We start from the raw sequence: 22698 nt of genomic DNA, 5'->3' as shown, positions 1-22698 counted from the left end.
CGCGTCGGGGTATCTTGATTCGATCGGGCCTTGCCCTAAACCCCCGTTAAACGGGTTAAACCGACAGGTCAGCCCTCAATTTTCGAGAAATCGGCGACGCGGTGTACCGCATCGCGCACCCGTGCCAGCAAGGCGAGCCGCGCGGTGCGCTTGTGCGGGTCGGCATCGTTGACGGTCACGTCGGTAAAGAACGCGTCGATCGGCGCGCGCAGCGACGCCAGCGCCGCCATCGCCCCGCCGAAATCTTCCGCCGCGATCGCCCGTTCCGCCTGCGGTTCGGCCGTATCGAGCGCCGCGATCAGCGCGGCTTCGGCCGGTTCGCGGTCATAGTCGCGCTTCTCGCGCTCGGTCCGCGCATATTCGGCGACGATCGGCGCGAAATCGGGATCCTCGACCTCGGCCAGCGGGTCCTCCTCGCCGGTCTCCGGGATGTGCTTGCTGGTGCCTGGCGCTTCCTTCCTGAGGATGTTCGCGGCGCGCTTGTATCCGGCGAGCAGGTTCGCGCCGTCCTCGGTCGTGACGAACGCCTGCAACGCATGAACGCGCGCGAGCAGGCGGACGAGATCGTCCTCGCCGCCCAGCGCGAACACCGCGTCGATCAGGTCGTGCCGGACGCCCGCCTCGCGCTGCTGGACTTTCAGGCGGTCGGCGAAGAAGTCGATCACGTCCTCATGCGCCGTCGCACCCGCTGCCGCCGTCGCCTTCGAGAGCGACACGCGCACGCCATTGTCGAGCAGCAGGGCCAGCACACCCAGTGCCGACCGGCGCAGCGCGAACGGATCCTTCGACCCACTCGGCTTCAACCCGACCGCAAAGAACTGGACGATGCTGTCGAGCTTGTCGGCCAGCGCCACCGCAACCGTCACCGGCGCGGTGGGGACATCGTCGCCCTGCCCGACCGGCTTGTAATGATCGCGCACCGCCTCGGCGACTTGCCGGGGCTCACCCTGTGCGGCGGCATAGTAACCGCCCATCAGCCCCTGCAATTCGGGGAACTCGCCGACCATTCCGGTGACCAGATCGGCCTTGGCGAGCCGCGCCGCGCGCTCGGCCATGTCGGCGAGCGCCATATCCTCCCCGGCACGGGGAGGGGGACCATCCGCAGGATGGTGGAGGGGGGTGCCGGCATTCGCTGCCGTTTCGGGAGAAGGAAGCCCCCCTCCACCACCGGCTGCGCCGGCGGTCCCCCTCCCCGTACCGGGGAGGATAATTCCGCTTTCCACCAGCCACCGCGCGAGTTTCGCGACCCGCTGGACCTTGTCGGCGACCGTGCCCAGCTTCTCGTGAAACACGATCTTCTCGAGCTTCGGTAGCTGGTCCTCCAGCCGCGTCTTCAGATCGGTTTCGTAGAAAAACTTCGCATCCGACAGCCGCGCCGCCAGCACCTTGGCATTGCCCGCGACGATCCGTTCGCCGCCATCCGCCGCATCGATATTGGCGGTGCAGACGAACGCGTTCGCCAGCCTGCCATCGGCGTCGCGGCACACGAAATATTTCTGGTTCACCCGCGCGGTCAGCTGGATCACTTCGGGCGGCACGGCGAGGAACGCTTCGTCGAAGCGTCCGATCAACGGCACCGGCCATTCGGTCAGCCCGGCATTCTCCGCCAGCAGCCCCTCATCCTCGACGAGGCGGAGGCCCGCACCCTGCGCCGCCATCTTGGCACCCACCGCGATGATCGCAGCGCGTTCGTCCTGATCGACGATCACATGGCACGCGCGCAGCTTCTCGACATAGTCCGCCGCCGACCCGATGGTGATCGCGCCCGGATGGTGGAAACGATGGCCGAGCGTCACCGCCCCGCTCGTCACCCCCGCGACCTCGCACGGCACCACCTCGCTGCCGAACAGCGCGACGATGCCCTCCAACGGCCGTACCCAACGTGGGGACTCCGGGCTGAGCGACGCCGCGCCCCAGCGCATCGACTTGGGCCACGGGAACGCGCGGACGATCGCCGGGATCGCCGCCGCCAACACCTGCGCCGTCTCGCGCCCCGGCACCTCGGTCACCGCGAACAGCACGCCGTCACGTTCGGTCAGCGCCTCGCGCGTCAGTCCGGTCTTGCGCAGAAACCCTTCCAGCGCCTGTGGCGGGGCGGAGGCGCGCGGCCCCTTCACCTCTTCGCGCACCGGCTCGGTTCGCTCGGGCAGGTCATGCGCGATCAGCACCAGCCGCCGCGGCGTCGCATAGGTCGTGATCCGCGCCGCCGCGATACCCGCCTTGCCCAGTTCGCCGACGAACAGCTTCGACAGGTCCTCGCGGGCCTTCGCCTGCATCCGCGCCGGAATCTCCTCCGACCGTAATTCGAGCAGGAAATCGCTCATGCCACCCACCCCGGAAACTTCGCCTGCCAGGCGGGCGTCTGCGTCTCGATGAACTTCGCGCAGCTGGCCTTCGCCAGATCGCGCACCCGCCCGATATAGGCCTGCCGCTCGGCGACCGAGATCACGCCGCGCGCGTTGAGCAGATTGAACACATGGCTCGCCTCGATCGCCTGTTCATAGGCTGCGATCGGCACGTCATTGGCCAGCGCATTCTCGCACTCGGCCGCCGCCTTCCTGAACAGGTCGAACAGGCCGTCGGTATCGGCGACCTCGAAATTCCATTTCGACATCTGTTTCTCGTTCTCGAGGAACACGTCGCCATAGGTGACGCCGGCGTCGTTGAACGCCAGATCGTACACGCTGTCCTTGTCCTGGATATACATGGCCAGCCGCTCCAACCCATAGGTCAGCTCGCCCGCGACCGGCTTGCAGTCGAACCCGCCCATCTGCTGGAAATAAGTGAACTGGGTGACTTCCATCCCGTCGCACCAAACTTCCCAGCCAAGCCCCCATGCGCCCAAGGTCGGCGATTCCCAGTCATCCTCGACGAAGCGGATATCGTGCTGGGTGAAGTCGATGCCGATCGCCGCCAGCGACCCCAGATACAGCTCTTGCAGATCGGGCGGCGAAGGCTTGAGGATCACCTGATACTGGTAATAATGCTGCAACCGGTTCGGGTTCTCGCCATAGCGCCCGTCGGTTGGCCGCCGCGAAGGCTGGACGAACGCCGCGTTCCACGGCTCCGGCCCCAGCGCGCGCAGCGTGGTCGCCGGGTGGAACGTCCCCGCCCCCATCCGCATGTCATAGGGTTGCAGGATGACGCAGCCCCGATCGCTCCAATAATCATGGAGCGTCAGGATCATTTTCTGGAAGCTGAGCGGGGCGGACATGGTTTCGCCTTTGAATGCAAGAGCACCCGCGCCTAGCCTTTGGGTGGAGCGCGGGTCAAGGTTGCCGCCAGGCGCACCGCCCCGCTAGACCGACCGCATGTTCGCCCGCCCGCTCCTCGCCCTCCTGTGCTGGCTTTCGCTGGCCAGCCCGATCGCGGCGCCGGCGGCGCTCGCCCCGGCGCTGTGGGTCGCGCGCGATGGCGATACGACGATCTGGCTGTTCGGCACGGTCCATCAGTTGCGACAGGGTACGCCATGGCTGACGGGCGCCGTGGCCAAAGCGTTCGCCGACAGCGACGTGCTGACCCTCGAAATCGCGCCGGTGACGGACGATGCGATGGCAGAGTCGCTGGTGAAGGTCGCGCCGGTCAAACCCGCCCCGCTGCCGCCCGACCTCGACCGCCGCCTGCGCAAGCGGGCGCACGATCTCGGCTTTCCCGCCCAAGCGTTCGATGCGACCGATCCGTGGTTCGCCGCCACCACCCTCGCCGCCCAGCCGCTCGCCCGCGCCGGCTACAGCCCCGCGCCCGCCCCCGAGGCGCTGCTGGCGCGACTCGCCGATCGCAGCGGCACCACGATCGAGCCGCTGGAGACGATCGAGAAGCAAATCGCCATCTTCGCCGCGCTGCCGCAACCCGCACAGCGCACGATGCTCGCCCGCGTCCTCGACGACCCCGAACCGGTGGCGGCGATGGACCGCATTGTCGCGACCTGGGGCAAGGGCAATGTCGCCACGCTCGACCGGCTGCTGGCGAGCGACCTCGACGCAGCCGGCCCGTCGGTCCGCACCGCGCTGCTCGAGCGGCGCAATGCGGCATGGACACGCACGATCGGCAGGTGGATGCGCCAACCCGGTACCCGCTTCGTCGCGGTCGGCGCGGGGCATCTGGCCGGGCCGGACAGCGTGCAGGCGCGGTTGCAGGCGATGGGGGTCGAGGTGCGGCGGGTACGGTAGGCCGTTCCGTCACCCTAAATTCGTTCGGTTCGAGCAGCTTCGAGCGCAGTCGAGAAGCGCCCGTCGAGAACGCCTGGCTTGGGGCACCCCTTCTCGACTACGGTTCTTGACAGGCTCGAACCTCCGCTCGAAGCGAACGGGGGAAGAAAGGCGTCGGAGCAACCAACCTTGCCTTTCCGCCCGAACTCCCCTATGCGCCCGCGCTTGTTCGTGCCGGGGTCATCCCTGGAGGCCCGGCCGCGCAAGACACACAAACTTCGTTTCTTAAGGAAGACATGATGAGCGACACGCTGCACCTGTCGGCCGAGACGCGCGATCGGGTAGGCAAGGGAGCCTCCCGCGCCCTGCGTCGCGATGGCCGCGTCCCCGCCGTGATCTATGGCAACAACCAGGACCCGCAGGGCATCCACCTGAACGCCCGTGAGCTGATGAAGCAGCTCATGACCGGCCACTTCATGAACTCGGTCATCATGGTCGATGTCGGTGGTAGCAAGGTGCGCACGCTGGCCAAGGACGTCGCCTTCGACGTCGTCACCGACCAGCCGATCCATGTCGACTTCCTGCGCATCGCCAAGAACGCGACCGTGACCGTCGCCGTGCCGGTGACCTTCACCAACGAAGACGCGGCCCCCGGCATCAAGCGTGACGGCGGCGTTCTGAACGTCGTGACCCACGAAATCGAGCTGGCCGTCGAAGCGTCGAACATCCCGACCGAGATCGTCGTCGACCTGACCGGCCGCGAAGTCGGCGAATCGATTCACCTGTCGGACGTGACGCTGCCGAACGGCGCCGAAGCGACCGCTTCGGAAGATGCCGTCACCGTCGCCACCATCACCCCGCCGACCACGCTGACCGCCGAAGACGAGGCGCTCGACGCCGAAGTCGCCGAAGCGCAGTCGGCCGAAGCCGCTGCCGAGGCCGAAGAAGCCGAAGGCGAGGACAAGGCCGAGGGCTGATCCGCCCCGCCTGTCCGGCGTTACGAAGGAGCGGGATGGCCGAGGTCGTCCCGCTCCTTTGCGTTTCGGGGCTTTCATATTCCCCGATGTCATTCCCGCCTTCGCGAGCATGACGGTTGCGGCTACACGCGCCCTCGCCACTCCACCCGAAGGACCCACGCGATGCAACTCTGGACCGGCCTCGGCAATCCCGGCCCGCAATATGCGATGCACCGCCACAATATCGGCTTCATGGCGGTCGACGCCATTGCCGAGGTCCATGATTTCGCCGCGCCCAAACGCGCCTTCCAGGGCTGGATCCAGGAAGGTCGCATCGGCACGCAGAAGATCCTGCTGCTCAAACCCGGCACCTATATGAACGAAAGCGGGCGCTCGGTCGGCGAAGCGATGCGCTTCTACAAGCTGACGCCCGCCGACGTCACCGTCTTCCACGACGAACTCGACCTCGCACCCTTCAAGCTGAAGGTGAAGACCGGCGGCGGCCATGCCGGCCATAACGGCCTGCGCTCGACCGACGCGCATATCGGCCCCGACTTCCGCCGCATCCGCCTCGGCATCGGCCATCCGGGGCACAAGGACCGGGTCAGCCCCTATGTGCTGGGCAATTTCGTCAAGGCCGAACTCGACGACCTGACCGACCTGCTCGGCGCGGTCGCTGCCGAGGCGCCATGGCTGGCAGCGGGCGACGACGTGCGCTTCATGAACGAAGTCGCACGGCGGATGGGGTGAGGGGCGCTGCCACCCCCCTTTCGTCATTCCCGCGACGGCGAGACCTCTGCGAAAGTCCGCTACCTGTCCCCGGACCCATCCGTACCCCCGCGCAGGCGGGGGTCCAGAGCCGAGCAAAACAACGGCTTGCGAATGTGGCCCTGGGTCCCCGCCTTTGCGGGGATACGGTGCGGCAGACATTCGCAGAGGTCTCGCACAGGCGGGAATGACGAAGGTAATTGAAGCACGCACGCCCACTTCCGCAAGATCGGTCGAGCACCCCCGCCCTTCCCGTGCGCATACACAAGTGCCACACAAGGAACGGACATGACGCCGGCACAGCGCAATTATCACGACCGCATGCGTCGCGCGCTCGATCATATCGACCGGCATCTGGACGACGATCTCGACCTCGCGACCATCAGCGCGGTCGCCGCCTTTTCGAAATATCATTTCCACCGGCAGTTCACCGCCTGTTTCGGCCTGTCGGTGCATCGCTATGTCCAGCTCGCCCGGCTGAAGCGCGCCGCCTACCAACTCGCCTATCGCGATACCGACCGGATCACCGACATCGCGCTCGGTGCTGGTTACGACGCGCCCGATGCCTTTGCCCGCGCCTTTCGCCAGCGCTTCGGGCAATCGCCGTCCGATTTCCGTGCCGCGCCCGACTGGGCACCGTGGCGCGCGGCGCTCCTGCCGCTCGACGATGTAAGGAACCGAACGATGCAGCCCTTCGCTCCCGTCACGATCTGCGATGTCCCCGCCACCCCCGTTGCGATCATGCGCCACGATGGCGACATGGCTGCGATCGGCGACACCATCCGCCGCTTCATCGCGTGGCGTCGGGCGAACCGTCTGTCGCCCGCCAACACCCCGACCTTCAATATCTTTCACAGCGATCCGGCTGACCCAGCAGCGGGGCCGGTACGCATCGACCTGTGCGTCGGCACCGACCGCTCGTTTCCGGTGAGTGATGGCGTGACCGCCGGCCTCATCCCCGCCGGCCGCTGCGCCGTGCTGCGCCTGACCGGCCGCAGCGACGATCTCGAGCCCGCCGCGCTGCAGCTCTATCGCGACTGGCTGCCCGACAGCGGCGAGGAACCGCGCGACTTTCCCCTCTACTGCCAGCGGGTCCGCTTCTTTCCCGACGTGGCGGAGGCGGACGCGATCACCGACCTGTTCCTGCCGCTGCGATAAGGCGGATGCGGCGATCGTCGCGAAACCGCTTTCCTACCCGCCGCAACCGCACCATGCTCGCCCGGTCCGAACCATGTCCCGCTACCCGACGTCCCGCCCGGTCGCACCTTGCACAACTGCGTCACTAGTGTGAACTTTGTGAACTTTGACCCGCTGTTGCCCACCCCCGCCCCCGTCGGATAGGAAGCCATCCATGGTCAAGCCGTTGCAACTGCTCGCCTTCCTTCTCCTGCTCGTCACCGGCACCGCCCATGCCGCCCCGACCTGCACCCTGTCCGGCGCGGCGCGGGTCGCGGTCGGCGACCGCTCGGTCCTGATCCACCTGCCGCAGGGGCAGACCCCGGCCACGCCCGCACCGCTAGTCATCCTACTCCATGGCAGCGGCAGCACCGGCACGGCGATGCTGCGCGACTCCAACCTGGCCGCAGCATCGGACCAGCACGGCTTCCTCGTCGCCGCTCCAGATGCCGGCATCGCCCATGACAAGGGTTTCGTCTGGAACATCCCCGGCGTCCCTACCGTCGCCGGCACGATCCCCGGCCCCGACGCCCCCGATGACGTCGCCTTCATCGGCGCGCTGATCGACCAGCTGGCCAAAGCGGGCTGCGTCGATCCGGTCCGCGTCTATGCCACCGGGCTGTCTGGCGGCGGGCGGATGACCTCGTGGCTCGGCTGCGTCGCCGCCGACCGCTTCGCCGCGATCGCCCCGGTCGTCGGCCTGCGCGCCGGCAATCCGCTGGAAAGCGACCCCAGCCGCCCCGATCCCGCCACCTGCCGCCCGTCGCGTGCCGTTCCGGTCATCGCCTTTGCCGGCGACGCCGACACCACCAACCCCATCCAGGGCGGCGGTGCGAAATACTGGTCCTACACCATGCACGCCGCCGAACAGCGCTGGGCGACGCTCAACCGCTGCACCGCCGCTCCCACCACCCGCTGGGTCGCGCCTAAGGTCTATGAGGAACGCTACGCCGCCTGCCGCGGCGGCGCGGACGTGGTCGGGCGGGTCACCGTCGGCGGCGGGCATAGCTGGGTCGTCGACAACGACGCGCTGTGGGCCTTCCTGTCGCAGCACCGCCGCTGACCCTTTCCAAACCCGCGCCAATCCGCCAAGCCGCCGCCATGACCGTCCGCACCCTGTTCCCGACCCATCTCTACGAAGCCAGCCTATCGGACGACACGCTGGTCGCCGATCTCGACGCCTCGGTCCGTGCGCTGGCCGAGGAGGATATGGCCGGGCGCCGCTGGTCGAAGGAGCATGGCTATCGCGGCTATACCTCCTACGCCTCGCTCAACGACCTGCCGCTGCGCGACCCGGTCTTCGCCGATCTGAAGCGCGTGCTCGACCGCCATGTCGCGAAATTCGCCGCCGCCTGCGGCATGGAACTGGGGGGCCGCAAGCTGAAGCTCGACAGCCTGTGGGTCAATCTGCTCAAGCCCGGCGGCGGCCATTCGGGGCATCTCCACCCGCACAGCGTCGTGTCAGGCACCGTCTATGTCGCGGTGCCCGAGGGTGCCGGCGGCATCCGGTTCGAAGACCCGCGGCTGCCGATGCTGATGGCCGCCCCCACCCGCCCCGGCACGTTCGAAACGGTCGCGCCGCATTCGGGCACGTTGCTGCTGTGGGAAAGCTGGCTGCGCCACGAGGTCATGCCGCATGCCGGCAAGAGCGAGCGGATCAGCGTCAGCTTCAACTATCGCTGGTAGCTTTTGCAAAGCCCGGCCACAGCGGCTAAGGGGCGGGCTTTCCACCATCACCGGGATTGCGCCAAGTGGGTTTTCGCTGCGGTATCGTCGGCCTGCCGAATGTCGGCAAGTCCACCCTGTTCAACGCATTGACGCAGACACAGGCGGCGCAGGCGGCCAATTATCCCTTCTGCACGATCGAGCCGAATGTCGGCAACGTCGCCGTCCCCGACCCTCGCCTAGACCAATTGGCCGAGATCGCCGGTTCGGCCAAGAAGATCGAGACGCAGCTGGCGTTCGTCGACATCGCCGGCCTCGTGCGCGGCGCATCGAAGGGCGAAGGGCTCGGCAACCAGTTCCTCGGCAACATCCGCGAGGTGGACGCGATCGTCCACGTCCTGCGCTGCTTCGAGAATGACGACATCCAGCATGTCGACGATCGCGTCGATCCGATCGCGGATGCCGATACGGTCGAAACCGAGCTGATGCTCTCCGACCTGGAAAGCCTCGAAAAGCGCGTGCCCAACCTGACCAAGAAGGGGCAGCAGGGCGACAAGGAGGCGAAGGTCGCCGCCGCCGTGCTCGGCCGCGCGCTCGACCTGTTGCGCGAGGGCAAGCCCGCGCGGCTGACCGAGATCAAGGACGAGGAAGAGGAACGCCTCTTCGCGCAGGCGCAGCTGCTGACCGCCAAGCCGGTCCTGTACGTCTGCAACGTGAACGAAGAAGACGCCGCCGACGGCAACGAACTGTCGGCGAAGGTCTTTGCCAAGGCGAAGGCGGAAGGGGCCGAAGCGGTCGTCGTCTCCGCCGCGATCGAGGCCGATATCGCGACGATGGACCCCGCTGACCGCGCCGAATTCCTGTCCGACCTTGGCCTCGAGGAGACCGGCCTCGCGCGCGTTATCCGCGCCGGCTATTCGCTGCTCCACCTGCTCACCTTCTTCACCGTCGGCCCGAAGGAAGCGCGCGCCTGGACCGTGTCGGTCGGGGCGAAGGCACCGCAGGCGGCGGGCGAGATCCACAGCGATTTCGAACGCGGCTTCATCCGGGCCGAAACCATCGCCTTCGCCGACTATATCGCCTGCAAGGGCGAAAGCGGCGCCCGCGATGCCGGCAAGCTGCGCGCCGAAGGCAAGGAATATGTCGTGCAGGACGGCGACGTGATGCTGTTCCGTTTCAACGTCTGACCGCCACATTCCCGTCACGCGCAGACGATAGACCGGCTGCTTGTCCAGTTGCCGAGACCTGTCATGCGTATCCCGACCCTGTTCGTCGCGCTCGCCGCACTGTCGGGCTGCGTCATCCACACCGGGTCGGTCGCCCCGCGGCCGCCCGCCGCGGCGGTGGCCGAGGCGAAGGCCCCGGTCACGATCCTGATCGGCGTCGACGGTGCCCGGCCCGACTATCTGTCGCCGACCGTCGCGCCCAACCTGTCGCGACTGGCGGCGGACGGGGTGAAGGCGGCGATGCAGCCGAGCTTCCCGACCAAGACCTTCCCCAATTTCTGGACGATCGCCACCGGGGTGCGTCCCGACAAATCGGGCATCGTCGGCAACAAGATGGAGGACGCCGCCCGCCCCGGTGAGGTCTTCACCATGGAAACGACCGATCCCTTCTGGTGGAACGCTGCCAAGCCGATCTGGATCGCGGCGGAGGAGGGTGGCGTGCGCGGCGCGACGCTGTTCTGGCCGGGCAGCGAGGTGGCGTGGGGCGGCACCGGCAAGGCCGATCACGGCGTCTATGTCGGCGGTCGCCATGCGTCGGACTGGCAGGCGTTCAATCAGGCGATCACCGCCGAACAGCGCGTCGAAGGCGTTATCGACTGGATGCGACGCCCGGCGGCGACGCGCCCGCGCTTCGTCACCCTCTATTTCGACGATGTCGACGTCGCCGGCCACGATCACGGCCCCGCCGCGCCCGAGACGCTGGCGGCGATGACGAAGGTCGATGCCGCGATCGGCCGGCTGCAGCGCGAACTGGCGGCGCTGGACCAGCCTGCCAACCTGATCGTCGTCGCCGATCATGGCATGGCCGCGGTCGCCACCGACCGCGTCATCGCGTTCGATCGCATTGCGCCGACCGGCAGCTATCGCCTGATCGAAACCGGCCCCTATGCCGCGATCGAACCGATGCCGGGTCGGCAGGCCGCGCTCGCCGCCGCGCTCGCCCGGCCACAGCAGCATATGCATTGCTGGCCCAAGGCACAGGTCCCCGCCCGGCTGCGCTACGGCACCAATCCGCGCGCGCCGGCCTTCCTGTGCCTCGCGGAGGTCGGCTGGACGATCATGCCGACCGCCCCGACCCGCCCGGTCACCGGCGGCGCCCACGGGTATGACAATGCCGCGCCCGAGATGCAGGCGCTGTTCGTCGCGGGCGGCCCCGCTTTCCGCTCGGGTGTGACGCTGCCGTCGTTCCGCAACACCGCGATCCACCCGTTGCTGCGTCGGATGCTCGGCCTGCCGGCCGACCCGACGCTCGACGGCGACGACGGCCTTGCCGGACGCGCGCTGCGATAACGCTTGCCAGCGGGCGGGTTTCGGCCTGAAACCTGTACGATGCGCTATTTCGAGGACATCGCCGTCGGCGACACCGCCCGGTTCGGCTCCTACACCGTCGATCGCGACGCGGTGATCGACTTCGCCCGGCGATACGACCCGCAACCCTTCCACCTGTCCGACGAGGCCGCAGCACGAACCCATTTCGGGCGGCTGGCGGCGAGCGGCTGGCATAGCTGTGCGATGACCATGGCGATGCTGGTCGAACACTGGACCGCCCACCCGATCGCGAGCCTCGGCGCGGCGGGGATCGACGAACTACGCTGGCGGCGGCCGGTCTATCCCGGCGACACGCTGTCGTGCGAGACCGAGGTACTGTCGGTGCGCCCATCGACCAGCCGCCCCGAAATGGGCAGCGTCGCAAGCAAGGTGACGGTGCGCAACCAGGACGATCAGATCGTGCTGACGTTCATTTCGCAGGCGCTGATCGCGACGCGTGCCGGCAAGGACGCAGGGTAGACGCGCACGCTGTCCCCGGTGGCGAGTCGTTGTAACGCCCTACGCCACCCCCGTGCCCACGCGGAGGCGGGGGCCCAGGGCCTAGCAGAACAGCCCGTTGCGCGTGTGACCCTGGACCTCCGCCTGCGCGGGGGTACGCCGAAGAGCGTTTCACCAGGATCCCGCCGCCATCCCCGTACCGCCGTTCCGACCGGCGATGTGCACACTTGATGCGAAACGTCGCCCCGGCGAAGGCTGGGGCTTCTGGCGGCTCCTGCCACCATCTATGACCCGGATATCCCAGCCCATGCCGGGATGAGGTCCGGTTCGAAGGGAAGGCACAACGCCCTAGCGCCGCCTCAATCCGACCGACGTCCGCCCCGGCCCGGTCCGCGCCCTTCGGCCCCACGGAAGCGGCCGCCGCCCGGCCGAACCCCTTCGGGCCGTTCGAAGCCGCGCACCGCACCGGCACCCTGTCGCGGCGACTGGCTGGACCCGCGCGGGACATATTCGAACCCGCGCCGCCGCTCGAACCCGGGCCGCCCCGTGCTCCCTGGCGCCGCAACGGGCTGGCCGGGCACCGGCGCTTGGGTGGAGCCGCGTGGCACATACTGGAAGCCGCGCCGTTCGAACCCGGCGCGCGGCGGGTTGCCCGGCAGGGCATCGCTACGCCCGCGCCAGCCGCCCGGACGGCCCGGCAGCGGCGACTGGCTGCTGCCGCGCGGGACGTTCTCGAACCCCGGCCGCCGGTCGAACCCTGGTCGGTTCCAGCCGTCCCAGCGCGGGCGGTTGTCGCCCCAGCCGCCGCGCCACTGGCCGCGGCGCTGCTGCCAGTAATAGCGCTGGCGATCGTTCCATCGGAACGGCCGGCGATAGCGGTCATAGACGTAATAGCCGGTGCCCGGATAATAATAGTCGCCGAACCATCCCCAGTACGGATCGCCGAACCCGGTCGCATAGGGGTCGTAATAGCCGCCATAGCCGCCCCCGCCATAATAGCCCGATCCGACGCCGACCCCGACGCCGCCATAGCCGAAATCGCCATAGGCGCAGCCGGACACGCCCGCCCCCGCCGCCAATGCCAGCACGATCGCGCGCAGCCGATAGAACATGCGATTGCTCCTGCGGGTCGCTGACCGACGTGACGACGTCGCAACGCCCGATGATGGATAATGGAACAAAACGATCCCGCCATGCCAGCGGTTCCTGTCGCAGCGGACCCGGTACGGTGCTTGCCCGGCGACCGCCAAACCGCCTAGAGCGGCAGCATGCCGACCGCCGCCCTCGCCGCCCATTCGGGCGTCGCCCCGCCCCGCGAAGGCTTCGCCGTGTCCGACGTCGCGACCTTCGCCGCGTTCGTGTTCATGGTGGTGCTGGCACGGCGCGCGATCCGCAACCGCAAGCGCAAGGACTGACATGGACGCCTTCGACCGGCTCGAATCGGTAATCGCCAGCCGCATCGGCGGCGACCCGGCCCAAAGCTATGTCGCGAAGCTGCACGCCCGCGGCACCGCCAAGATCGCGCAGAAGGTCGGCGAGGAAGCGGTCGAATGCGTCATCGCCGCCTGTCAGAACGATCGCGCCGGGCTGATCGGCGAAGCGGCCGACCTGATGTTCCATCTGACCGTGCTGCTCTGCGACCGGGGCATCTCACTCGACGATGTCCGCGCCGAACTGACCGCCCGCGAAGGCCGCTCGGGCATCGCCGAGAAGGCCGCCCGTCCCAAGGAGTGATCCGATGCCGATCGACGCTACCCAGGCTTACGACCCCGACAACATCTTCGCCCGCATCCTGCGCGGCGAAATCCCCGCCAAGCGCGTGTATGAGGACGAATACGCCCTCGCCTTCCACGATATTTCGCCGCAGGCACCGGTTCACATTCTGGTGATCCCAAAGGGGGCCTATGTGTCGTGGGACGATTTTTCGGCGCGGGGCAGCGATGCCGAAATCGCGGGGTTCGTGCGCGCAGTGGGACAGATTGCGCGCGACAACGCCCTGGTCGAACCGGGCTATCGCCTGCTCGCCAATATCGGCGGCCATGGCGGGCAGGAGGTGCCGCATCTGCACGTCCACCTGTTCGGCGGACAGCCGCTCGGCCCCATGCTAGCACGATAGGTCAGCTTTGTTGCACGAAAGCAATTGCACGGACGGTTTTTGCGGGTAGGTTTACGCCTTTGTAATCCGCGGCCCTCGGTAGAAGGCGCCGCGTTTGGGGGGCCTGCATGATTTTCGGCCGTATCAAGCCACTCGATGCGATCCTTGCGACCGCAGAAAAGAAATCGCTAACCCGCACCCTCGGTGCGTTCCAGCTGACCATGCTGGGGGTCGGCGCCATCATCGGCACCGGCATTTTCGTGCTGACGTCCGAAGCCGCGCAAAAGGCGGGACCGGGCATGATGATCTCGTTCATCATCGCCGCGGTCGTCTGCGCGGTGGCGGCTTTGTGCTATTCCGAATTCGCGTCGATGGTCCCGGTGTCGGGATCGGCCTATACCTATACCTATGCGGTGCTCGGCGAGCTGCTGGCATGGATGGTCGGCTGGGCGCTGGTCCTCGAATATGCCGTCGCCGCCTCCGCCGTGTCGGTCGGCTGGTCGGGCTATTTCGTCGGGCAGTTGCAGGGGTGGTTCGGCATCACCCTGCCGACTGCGCTGATTACCGGGCCGTACGTGCCCGGCGGCTTCATCAACCTGCCCGCCGTCGCCATCGCGCTGCTCATCACCGGGCTGCTGATGCTCGGCACCAGCGAGAGCGCGAAGGTCAATGCGGTGCTGGTCGCGATCAAGGTGACGGCGCTGACCGCGTTCATCATCCTCGCGCTGCCGGTGATGCGGATGGAGAATTTCGAACCCTTCGCCCCCAATGGCTGGTTCGGCAGCGAGGGTCAGGGGATCGTCGGCGCAGCGGCCTCGATCTTCTTCGCCTATGTCGGCTTCGACGCGGTTTCCACGGCGGCCGAGGAGACCAAGAACCCGCAACGCAACGTGCCGCTCGGCCTGATCGGCAGCCTCGGCATTTGCACCGCCTTCTACATGCTGGTGGCGGCGGGCGCGATCGGTTCGCCGCTCGGGTCGCAGCCGGTGACCTCGGCGATCGGCGAATGGCTGGCACCGGGTTCGCAGGCGCTGGGCGCACGCTGCACCGAACTGGCCGGCATGGGCAGCGAACCGCTGGCCTGTTCGAAGGAAGCGCTGGCGCACGTGCTGCGCGAGATCGGCTATTTGAACATCGGCAACCTGATCGGCCTCGCCGCCTTCCTCGCCCTCCCGTCAGTCATTCTGGTGATGCTGTTCGGCCAGACGCGCATCTTTTTCACCATGTCGCGCGACGGGCTGCTGCCCGAGAAGCTGTCGGCGATCCACCCGAAGTGGAAGACGCCGCACGTCATCACCGCGATCACCGGCATCGGCGTGACCTTTGCCGCAGCGTTCCTGCCGGTCGGCAAGCTGGCCGACATCGCCAATGCCGGCACACTGTTCGCCTTCTTCATGGTGGCGGTCGGCGTGCTGGTGCTGCGCAAGCGCGATCCGCACCGCCCTCGCCCGTTCCGCACGCCGGCCGTGTGGCTGGTCGCGCCGGCGACGATGATCGGCTGTGTCGGCCTGTTCCTGGCACTGCCGCCTGACGCCAAGCTGGTGCTGCCGGTGTGGGGCGCGATCGGCCTCGTAATCTATTTCCTCTACGGTTATCGCCGCAGCCATCTCGGTCGCGGGATCGTCGAGGTCGCGGAAATGGACGACCATCGCGACGTACCCGGTTCGCACTGATCGAACCGACCGGACACAAAAAGGGGGAGGCCGAACCGATCGGCCTCCCCCTTTTCTTTTGAAGGGTCGCGTCGCTCAGCCGAGCTTATCGTGCATCAGCTTGGTCAGGTCGACCTCGGGCCGCGCGCCATAGTGGGAGATGATCTCGGCAGCGCACAGCGCGCCCAGCTTCAGCGAGCGTTCGATGTCGTAGCCATGCGACTGACCGTGCAGGAAGCCGGCGGCGAACAAGTCGCCCGCGCCGGTCGTGTCGACGACGCGCTCGATCGGCTGGGCAGGGACGCTGGTGCGCGTGCCCCCGGTGACCGCGATCGCGCCATGTTCGCCGCGGGTTACGACCAGTACCGGCACCTGGCCTGCGATCTGGTCCACCGCCGCGTCGAAATCTTCGACTTGCGCCAGCGCCAGCAACTCGCTCTCGTTGGCGAACAGGATGTCGACCTGCCCCTCGGCGATCAGCGCGCGGAAGTCGTCGCCGTGGCGCGAGATACAGAAGGTGTCCGACAGGGTGAAGGCGACCTTGCGCCCCGCATCACGCGCGATGCGGATGCCGGCGCGCATCGCGGCGCGCGGCTCTTCCGGATCCCACAGATAGCCTTCGAGATACAGGATCGCGCCGCTGGCGATCAGGTCGGCGTCGAGCGCCGCTTCGGGCAGGAACTGCGACGCGCCCAGAAAGGTGTTCATCGTCCGCTGCCCATCGGGCGTGACGAAGATCAGGCAGCGGGCAGTGGTCGGCTCGCCGCTACGCGCCGCGGTGTCGAAGCGGACGCCGGCGGCGCGGATGTCGTGCGCGAAGACCGCGCCCAGCTGGTCGTCGGCGACCTGGCCGATGAAGCCGGTCTTGCCGCCCAGCGCCGCGATGCCCGCGACGGTGTTCGCCGCCGACCCGCCCGATACTTCGCGGCCCGGCCCCATCTTGGCATAGAGCGCATCGGCGTCGGCAGGCGAGAAGACGAGCTGCATCGACCCCTTGGTCATGCCTTCGCTGGCGAGGAAGGCGTCGTCGGACTGGGCCAGAATATCGACGATGGCGTTACCGATCGCGACGACGTCGAGCGTGGGTTGGGTCAAATAGGGTCTCCGAACAAGCGGTCCGCCGCCAGCATAGGCGCGGACGTTGCCGTTCGCGTTAGCCAGCGGCGGGAGGGCAGGCAAGGCGTTGACGGCGGGCGGCCGGCCCCGCATCGTCGCGGGCGATGATCGAAAGCTTCCTCCTGTCCGTCCGGCAACTCGGCGACCGGGCGTTCCTGCGCGTGCTGGCCAAGTCGCTGGCGCTGACGCTGGTGCTGCTCGCCGCATTGGGAGCGGCGCTGGCGTGGGGCGCGCACTGGCTGACCGCCGATGTCCTGCTGCTCGGCGACGATGCCGGCACGCTGGCGGCAGTGGCGGCGGCGATCGCGGCGATCGGCATCGCTTGGCTGTTGTTCCGCATCGTCGCGATCGCGGTCATCGGGCTGTTCGCCGATGACGTGGTCGAAGCGGTCGAGGCGAGACATTACCCGGCCGCCCTTGCCACCGCACGACCGGTGCCGATCGGCCGGTCGCTGAGGATGAGTGCGACGTCGGCGCTGCGCGCGCTGGCGGTCAATCTGTTCTTCCTGCCGCTCTATGTCGTGCTGCTGGCGACCGGGATCGGGACGGCGGCGGTGTTCTTCGTCGTCAATGGTTGGCTGTTGGGGCGCGACCTGTCGGACATGGTCGCCGCCCGGCACCTGCCGCCCGCCGCGATGCGGGCCGAACGGTCCGCCACGGGCGGGCGGCGTTTCGTGCTGGGGCTGGTCGGAACCGGATTGCTGCTTGTGCCGTTTGTGAATTTCGTTGCGCCCTTGATCGGCGCGGCGATGGCGACGCATCGGTTCCACCGGCGGCGCCCGAGGGGGGACGGACATGCGTAGCGGTTTCATCGCGGTCGCCGCGGGGCTGACCCTGTCTGCCTGTGCCGGGTCGATCGCGCCGGTCGTCCGCCAGAACGCCTTGCCCGTCCCGCCCAGACCGACCTATGGCATCGTCGGCCTCGAACGGGTGCTGGGGCAGAACGCCAATGCGCTGACCGGCCTGTTCGGCCAGCCGCAGCTCGACCTGACCGAAGGGGCTGGGCGCAAGCTGCAATTCGGGTCGAACATCTGTGTGCTCGACGCCTATCTCTACCCGCCGCAGGACGGCGGCGTGCCGGTGGTCCGCCATATCGATTCGCGCCAGCGCAACGGCGCGCCGATCGACCGGGCCAGCTGCGTCGCCGCGCTGACCCGCCGTGAGGGCGGCCGCTGACCATCCTGCCAACCTTTCCCGCGCCGGCGCCCGCCGGCGCTCGCCCCCTGCCGGAGTGACAATATGAAGCAACTCGTAGCCTTCGACCTCGACGGAACCCTGGCCGAAAGCAAACAGCAACTGACCGAGGCGATGGGCGAAGCGCTCGCCGACCTACTGGGCGTCACGCATGTCGCGATCATCTCCGGCGGCGACTGGCCGCAGTTCGAAAAACAGGTCGCCAGCCGCCTCCCCGAACGCGCCGATCTCAGCCGGCTGTGGATGATGCCGACCAGCGGCACCAAGCTGTATACCTATGGCGATGGGCGCTGGAACACGGTCTATGCCGACCTGTTCGCCGATGAGACCAAGGCGAAGATCCTTGAGGCGTTCGACGCGGCGCTAGAAGCCACCGGCTTCGTCCCCGAACAAACCTGGGGCGAGCGGATCGAGGATCGCGGCAGCCAGATCACCTTCTCGGCACTGGGCCAGCAGGCGCCGATCGACGCCAAGGAACATTGGGACCCCAAGTTCGAGAAGCGCAAGATCATCCAGGCCGATCTCAAGCAGCGCCTGCCGGGCCTGTCGATCAACATGGGCGGCGCGACGTCGATCGACATCACCAAGGAAGGCGTCGACAAGGCGACCGGCCTTGCCAAGCTGGCCGATATCAGCGGCATCGCCACCGACGACATGCTGTTCATCGGCGACGCGATCTTCCCCGGCGGCAATGACTATGCGCCCAAGGCCGCGGGCATGGACACGGTGAAGATCCGCGACCCGCAGGAAACGCTGGCCGTGATCGAGGCGATCGTCGCTTGCCAGAAGTAAGCGGCACCCCCTGCCCCGCCGCGCGCGGGGCGGGGTTTGAGGTCCAAAGTTCACAAAGTTCACACTCGTGCAGCATTGCGCGGCGAGGTGCTTTCGACCTGTCGACCGGGCTTTTGAGCGGACCTTTGAAAGAGCGCCGTCATCGATAGGATAAGCCGTTCGCTGTAGGAAAGCGGGGTATTGGGGGCGGCTGATTTGCTATTTCCCGGCGGGCGGGCGATAGAAGCGGGCGAGCGCATATTCATTGCGCCCGCGATTGGTCTTCACCGCCAGACGCTGCATCGCATCGCGCAGGCCGATGGTCGAGAGCAGCAACTGGGTGGCGACGATCGCGCCGCGAAGCGTCAGCTTCTCGGCCAGCGAGCGGCGGGCGAGGTGTCGGGCGATGCGATCATCGCCCTGTAGCCAATGGACGACGGCGGCGCGAGCGAGGCCGCCGGCGATCTTCTTCGAGCGCGGCATGTAATAGGGGGCGAGGACGCCGTGCCGGTCGATCACATCCGCCGATACTCCGCTCGACAGGGCGTCGGCAAACGCGTCATGGCCGATCGCCGAATAGAGTTCATGTTCGGCGAACTTGGCCGCAGAGGCATTGACGCCGTCGCGGAACAGGTAACGGCGGTACAATAGCTGGTCGACATAGCCGAAATCGCCGATCCGGCTCATCCGCCGGAACAGGTCGGTCGCCTGTGCCACGCGGAAGAACGGGCGATAGCCGCCGGCGGCCAGATAGGCCGAGCGGCGGAACATGACTTCGCCGTGCGAGATGCCGAAGCCGGCGATCATCGGCCCCTTCCGGATCGGCTGGGCGGGCCGGATGACATAGCCCTTGCCGCCCTCCTCGACATTCTCGATCGCGCAGCCGACTGCGACGACTTGGTGGTGGGTGAGGAGAAAGTCGCGTTGCGCGCGGAGGCGCCCGGGCAGGCTTTCGTCGCCCGCGCCGTGGACGGCGATGAAGTCGGTGTCCGCCGCCGCGCAGGCCGCCGCCATCGTCGCAGTGAAGCCTTTGTTAGGCTGGGATATAACGGTCAGGTTCGGCGCGGACAGGGCACGCAGTTCGGCGAGCGTATCGTCGCGCGATCCATCGTCGATCGCGACGATCCGCACGTCCTCGCAATCCTGTGCCAGCAGCGATTCGATCGACGGTCGTACCCGGTGGGCGCGGTTGTGGAACACCGTGATGACCGTGATGCCTGCCATGGCCCGCTCCCCCCACACGAAACGGGCCGCGTCCCCGGATCGGAGACACGGCCCGCGCTTAACCGGTTACCGGCGCTTATGCGGCCAGCTTGCGCAGCACATATTGCAGGATGCCGCCGTTCAGGAAATATTCCAGTTCATTGACGGTATCGATGCGGCACTTGGTCAGGAACGTCTCGGTAGAGCCGTCGGCGCGGGTCAGGATGACTTCCACGTCCTGACGCGGGCGCAGGTTCGCAACGCCCTGGATCGTGAAGCTTTCGTCACCGGTCAGGCCGAGGGTCTGGCGGGTCACGCCTTCGGCGAACTGCAGCGGCAGCACGCCCATGCCGACGAGGTTCGAGCGGTGGATACGCTCGAAGCTCTCGGTAATGACCGCGCGGACGCCCAAGAGATTCGTGCCCTTCGCCGCCCAGTCGCGCGACGAGCCGGTGCCATATTCCTTGCCCGCGATGACGACCAGCGGGGTGCCGTCGGCCTTGTGGCGCATGGCGGCGTCGTAGATCGGCATGACTTCGCCGTCGTAGCGGCTCATGCCGCCTTCGACGCCGGGGACCATTTCGTTCTTGATGCGGATGTTGGCGAAGGTGCCACGCATCATGACATCGTGATTGCCGCGGCGGGCGCCGTAGCTGTTGAAGTCGCGGCGGCTAACCTGATGTTCTTGCAGGAAAGTTCCGGCGGGGCTGTCTGCCTTGATCGAACCGGCCGGCGAAATATGGTCGGTAGTGATCGAGTCGCCGAGGATCGCCAGCGGCTTCGCCTCGATGATGTCCGAAGTCGGGTTCGGCGTCATCGTAAGCCCTTCGAAATAGGGCGGATTGGCGATGTAGGTGCTCGACGTCGGCCAGTTGTAGGTGTCCGACCCCTCGACCGAGATGCCCGCCCAATGCTTGTCGCCGGCATAGACATTGCCGTAGCGCGAGCGGAACATGCCGTCGTCGATGTTGGCGGCCATGAGGTCGGCGACCTCTTCGTTCGACGGCCAGATGTCCTTGAGATACACGTCCTGCCCGTCCGAGCCCTGCCCGATCGGGGTCGACACCATATCCTCGGTCACGGTGCCCTTCAGCGCATAGGCGACGACGAGCGGCGGCGAGGCGAGGAAATTGGCGCGGACATCGGCCGACACGCGGCCTTCGAAGTTGCGGTTGCCCGACAGGACCGAGGCGGCGACGATGTCGTTGCCGTTGATCGCCGCCGAAATCGGTGCCGCCAGCGGACCCGAATTGCCGATGCAGGTGGTGCAGCCATAGCCGACGAGGTTGAAGCCGACCGCGTCGAGATCCTGAGTCAGACCCGCCTTGTCGAGATAGTCGGTGACGACCTGCGAGCCCGGCGCCAGCGAGGTCTTGACCCACGGCTTGGGCTTGAGACCGAGCTTGTTCGCCTTGCGCGCGACGAGGCCGGCGGCGACCAGCACCGACGGGTTCGACGTGTTGGTGCACGAGGTGATCGCGGCGATGACGACGTCGCCGTCGCCGATGTCGTGATTCTCACCCTCGACCGCGACGCGCTTCGGTGCGTCCTTCTTGTAGACCTTGGTCAGGTCGCCGTTGAACACATCGTCGACATTCGGCAGCTCGACGCGGTCCTGCGGACGCTTCGGCCCGGCGAGCGACGGTACGACGGTCGACATGTCGAGTTCGAGCGTGTCGGTGAAGATCGGGTCGACGGCGTTCTCGTCACGCCAGAAGCCGTTCGCCTTCGCATAGGCTTCGGTGAGCGCGATCACTTCGGCCGGACGGGCGGTCAGACGCATATAGTCGATCGTCTTGTCGTCGACCGGGAAGAAGCCGCAGGTCGCGCCATATTCGGGCGCCATGTTGGCGATCGTCGCGCGATCGGCGAGCGTCATCGACGACAGGCCCGGACCATAGAATTCGACGAAACGGCCGACCACGCCCTTGGCGCGCAGCATTTGCGTGACGGTGAGCACGAGGTCGGTGGCGGTGATGCCTTCCTGCAGCTTACCCGTAAGCTTGAAGCCGACGACCTCGGGGATCAGCATCGACACCGGCTGGCCGAGCATCGCCGCTTCCGCCTCGATGCCGCCCACGCCCCAGCCGAGCACGCCGAGGCCGTTGACCATCGTCGTGTGGCTGTCGGTGCCGACCAGCGTGTCGGGATAGGCGATCGTACCGCTGCCGTCGGTCGATTCCGACGACCATACGGCTTGCGCGACATATTCAAGGTTCACCTGGTGGCAGATGCCGGTGCCAGGGGGAACGACCGAGAAATTGTCGAGCGCCTTCGAACCCCATTTCAGGAATTCATAGCGTTCGATGTTACGCTGATATTCCAGCTCGACATTCTCTTCGGCAGCGGTCGGGGTACCGAATTCGTCGACCATGACCGAGTGGTCGATGACGAGGTGGACGGGCACCTGCGGGTTGATCTTGCCCGCGTCGCCGCCGAGCTTGGTGATCGCATCGCGCATTGCCGCCAGATCGACGACGCAGGGAACGCCGGTGAAGTCCTGCATCAGCACGCGCGCCGGGCGATACTGGATCTCGCGGTCCGACCGGGCATCCTTCTGCCAGTCGACGATCGCCTGCGCATCCTCGGGCGTGACGGTCACGCCGTCCTCGAAGCGGAGCATGTTCTCGAGCAGCACCTTCATCGAGAAGGGCAGCCGCGACACGTCGCCGAGCTTTGCCGACGCCTTGGCCAGCGAATAGTAAGAATAGGTCTTGCCGCCGACATCGAGCGTGTCGCGGGTGCCGAGCGTGTCCTGGCCGATAGCGGTCATGCGGATCCTTCCCAGTTGGTCGCGGGCGGGATCGATCGGCCGGGGGCCGTCGACGTGCATGCCGCCGCGGGAGGTTATCGAGCTGTACCGGTGGCCCTTAGCAACCGTATAAAGCCGGGGGAAGTGGGTGAATCCGGTTCCGGGCGGGACGATGGCCGACTTTTAATGCAACATAAATGATTTCGCTT

The 22698-nt window shown here is 67.2% G+C and carries 22 protein-coding genes; 16 read left to right on the top strand and 6 right to left on the bottom strand.

The features are described 5' to 3' along the window. Positions 1 to 68: 68 nt before the first annotated feature. Together glyS and ACTHQV_RS12690 are read right to left on the bottom strand one after the other, a co-directional pair. On the bottom strand, positions 69 to 2324 hold the full coding sequence (glyS, locus tag ACTHQV_RS12695; RefSeq protein ID WP_440490733.1) for a glycine--tRNA ligase subunit beta: 2256 nt from the start codon (positions 2322 to 2324) through the stop codon (positions 69 to 71). Next, a complete protein-coding gene (locus ACTHQV_RS12690) occupies positions 2321 to 3187 on the bottom strand; it encodes a glycine--tRNA ligase subunit alpha (protein ID WP_440490789.1) in 867 nt (288 codons plus the stop codon). The genes glyS and ACTHQV_RS12690 overlap by 4 nt, the downstream gene beginning before the upstream one ends. Positions 3188 to 3311: 124 nt before the next feature. Between ACTHQV_RS12690 and ACTHQV_RS12685 the strand changes: the two genes are divergently transcribed. The 9 genes from ACTHQV_RS12685 to ACTHQV_RS12645 all read left to right on the top strand — a co-directional run bounded on the left by ACTHQV_RS12685 (position 3312) and on the right by ACTHQV_RS12645 (position 11727). Next, positions 3312 to 4169, top strand: a complete 858-nt coding sequence (locus tag ACTHQV_RS12685) for a TraB/GumN family protein (RefSeq protein ID WP_440490732.1) — start codon at positions 3312 to 3314, stop codon at positions 4167 to 4169. A gap of 278 nt (positions 4170 to 4447) precedes the next feature. Continuing rightward, entirely contained in the window at positions 4448 to 5125 is a 678-nt protein-coding gene (locus tag ACTHQV_RS12680) for a 50S ribosomal protein L25/general stress protein Ctc (protein WP_440490731.1), read from the top strand. 162 nt (positions 5126 to 5287) lie between these two features. Beyond that, positions 5288 to 5854 (top strand): aminoacyl-tRNA hydrolase, encoded by a 567-nt coding sequence (gene pth / locus ACTHQV_RS12675; RefSeq protein ID WP_440490730.1) that lies wholly within the window; start codon positions 5288 to 5290, stop codon positions 5852 to 5854. A 306-nt stretch (positions 5855 to 6160) separates the two neighbouring features. Continuing rightward, complete coding sequence (locus ACTHQV_RS12670) at positions 6161 to 7030, top strand: AraC family transcriptional regulator (RefSeq protein WP_440490729.1); 870 nt, start codon at positions 6161 to 6163, stop codon at positions 7028 to 7030. A 193-nt stretch (positions 7031 to 7223) separates the two neighbouring features. Next, on the top strand, positions 7224 to 8111 hold the full coding sequence (locus ACTHQV_RS12665) for an alpha/beta hydrolase family esterase (protein ID WP_440490727.1): 888 nt from the start codon (positions 7224 to 7226) through the stop codon (positions 8109 to 8111). 38 nt (positions 8112 to 8149) lie between these two features. Further along, complete coding sequence (locus tag ACTHQV_RS12660) at positions 8150 to 8734, top strand: TIGR02466 family protein (RefSeq protein WP_440490726.1); 585 nt, start codon at positions 8150 to 8152, stop codon at positions 8732 to 8734. Between the two features lie 65 nt (positions 8735 to 8799). After that, positions 8800 to 9900, top strand: a complete 1101-nt coding sequence (gene ychF / locus ACTHQV_RS12655; RefSeq protein ID WP_440490724.1) for a redox-regulated ATPase YchF — start codon at positions 8800 to 8802, stop codon at positions 9898 to 9900. A gap of 63 nt (positions 9901 to 9963) precedes the next feature. After that, positions 9964 to 11229: an alkaline phosphatase family protein gene (locus tag ACTHQV_RS12650; protein ID WP_440490722.1), complete on the top strand. Its 1266-nt coding sequence runs from the start codon at positions 9964 to 9966 to the stop codon at positions 11227 to 11229. 39 nt (positions 11230 to 11268) lie between these two features. After that, positions 11269 to 11727, top strand: coding sequence for a MaoC family dehydratase (locus ACTHQV_RS12645; RefSeq protein ID WP_440490720.1), 459 nt, complete (start codon positions 11269 to 11271; stop codon positions 11725 to 11727). A 338-nt stretch (positions 11728 to 12065) separates the two neighbouring features. Here ACTHQV_RS12645 and ACTHQV_RS12640 read toward each other — a convergent pair whose 3' ends face one another. Continuing rightward, complete coding sequence (locus tag ACTHQV_RS12640; protein ID WP_440490718.1) at positions 12066 to 12818, bottom strand: peptidase; 753 nt, start codon at positions 12816 to 12818, stop codon at positions 12066 to 12068. Between the two features lie 156 nt (positions 12819 to 12974). Between ACTHQV_RS12640 and ACTHQV_RS12635 the strand changes: the two genes are divergently transcribed. The 4 genes from ACTHQV_RS12635 (at position 12975) to ACTHQV_RS12620 (ending at position 15474) form a co-directional block, all read left to right on the top strand. Next, complete coding sequence (locus ACTHQV_RS12635) at positions 12975 to 13121, top strand: hypothetical protein (protein WP_440490716.1); 147 nt, start codon at positions 12975 to 12977, stop codon at positions 13119 to 13121. 1 nt (position 13122) lies between these two features. Continuing rightward, on the top strand, positions 13123 to 13440 hold the full coding sequence (locus ACTHQV_RS12630) for a phosphoribosyl-ATP diphosphatase (RefSeq protein ID WP_440490715.1): 318 nt from the start codon (positions 13123 to 13125) through the stop codon (positions 13438 to 13440). A 4-nt stretch (positions 13441 to 13444) separates the two neighbouring features. After that, positions 13445 to 13822, top strand: coding sequence for a histidine triad nucleotide-binding protein (locus ACTHQV_RS12625; RefSeq protein WP_440490714.1), 378 nt, complete (start codon positions 13445 to 13447; stop codon positions 13820 to 13822). A 107-nt stretch (positions 13823 to 13929) separates the two neighbouring features. Then, positions 13930 to 15474, top strand: a complete 1545-nt coding sequence (locus ACTHQV_RS12620; RefSeq protein ID WP_440490713.1) for an amino acid permease — start codon at positions 13930 to 13932, stop codon at positions 15472 to 15474. Between the two features lie 75 nt (positions 15475 to 15549). Here the strand turns inward: ACTHQV_RS12620 and ACTHQV_RS12615 are convergent, their stop codons facing one another. Beyond that, entirely contained in the window at positions 15550 to 16548 is a 999-nt protein-coding gene (locus tag ACTHQV_RS12615; protein ID WP_440490712.1) for an adenosine kinase, read from the bottom strand. A 125-nt stretch (positions 16549 to 16673) separates the two neighbouring features. Here ACTHQV_RS12615 and ACTHQV_RS12610 point away from each other — a divergent pair, with 125 nt between their 5' ends. The 3 genes from ACTHQV_RS12610 to ACTHQV_RS12600 all read left to right on the top strand — a co-directional run bounded on the left by ACTHQV_RS12610 (position 16674) and on the right by ACTHQV_RS12600 (position 18555). Further along, positions 16674 to 17372 (top strand): EI24 domain-containing protein, encoded by a 699-nt coding sequence (locus tag ACTHQV_RS12610; protein ID WP_440490711.1) that lies wholly within the window; start codon positions 16674 to 16676, stop codon positions 17370 to 17372. Next, positions 17365 to 17745: a hypothetical protein gene (locus ACTHQV_RS12605; protein ID WP_440490710.1), complete on the top strand. Its 381-nt coding sequence runs from the start codon at positions 17365 to 17367 to the stop codon at positions 17743 to 17745. The genes ACTHQV_RS12610 and ACTHQV_RS12605 overlap by 8 nt, the downstream gene beginning before the upstream one ends. Positions 17746 to 17808: 63 nt before the next feature. Beyond that, complete coding sequence (locus tag ACTHQV_RS12600) at positions 17809 to 18555, top strand: HAD-IIB family hydrolase (RefSeq protein WP_440490709.1); 747 nt, start codon at positions 17809 to 17811, stop codon at positions 18553 to 18555. A gap of 198 nt (positions 18556 to 18753) precedes the next feature. Here the strand turns inward: ACTHQV_RS12600 and ACTHQV_RS12595 are convergent, their stop codons facing one another. Continuing rightward, positions 18754 to 19758 (bottom strand): glycosyltransferase, encoded by a 1005-nt coding sequence (locus tag ACTHQV_RS12595; protein ID WP_440490707.1) that lies wholly within the window; start codon positions 19756 to 19758, stop codon positions 18754 to 18756. Positions 19759 to 19834: 76 nt separating this feature from the next. Beyond that, entirely contained in the window at positions 19835 to 22510 is a 2676-nt protein-coding gene (acnA, locus tag ACTHQV_RS12590; RefSeq protein WP_440490706.1) for an aconitate hydratase AcnA, read from the bottom strand. Positions 22511 to 22698 lie beyond the last annotated feature (188 nt).

The organism is Sphingomonas sp. SAFR-052 (assembly GCF_051965015.1).
Lineage (GTDB): Bacteria > Pseudomonadota > Alphaproteobacteria > Sphingomonadales > Sphingomonadaceae > Sphingomonas.
Note: the sequence above shows the minus strand (reverse complement) of the source record. Positions and strands in the feature narration are given on the sequence as shown.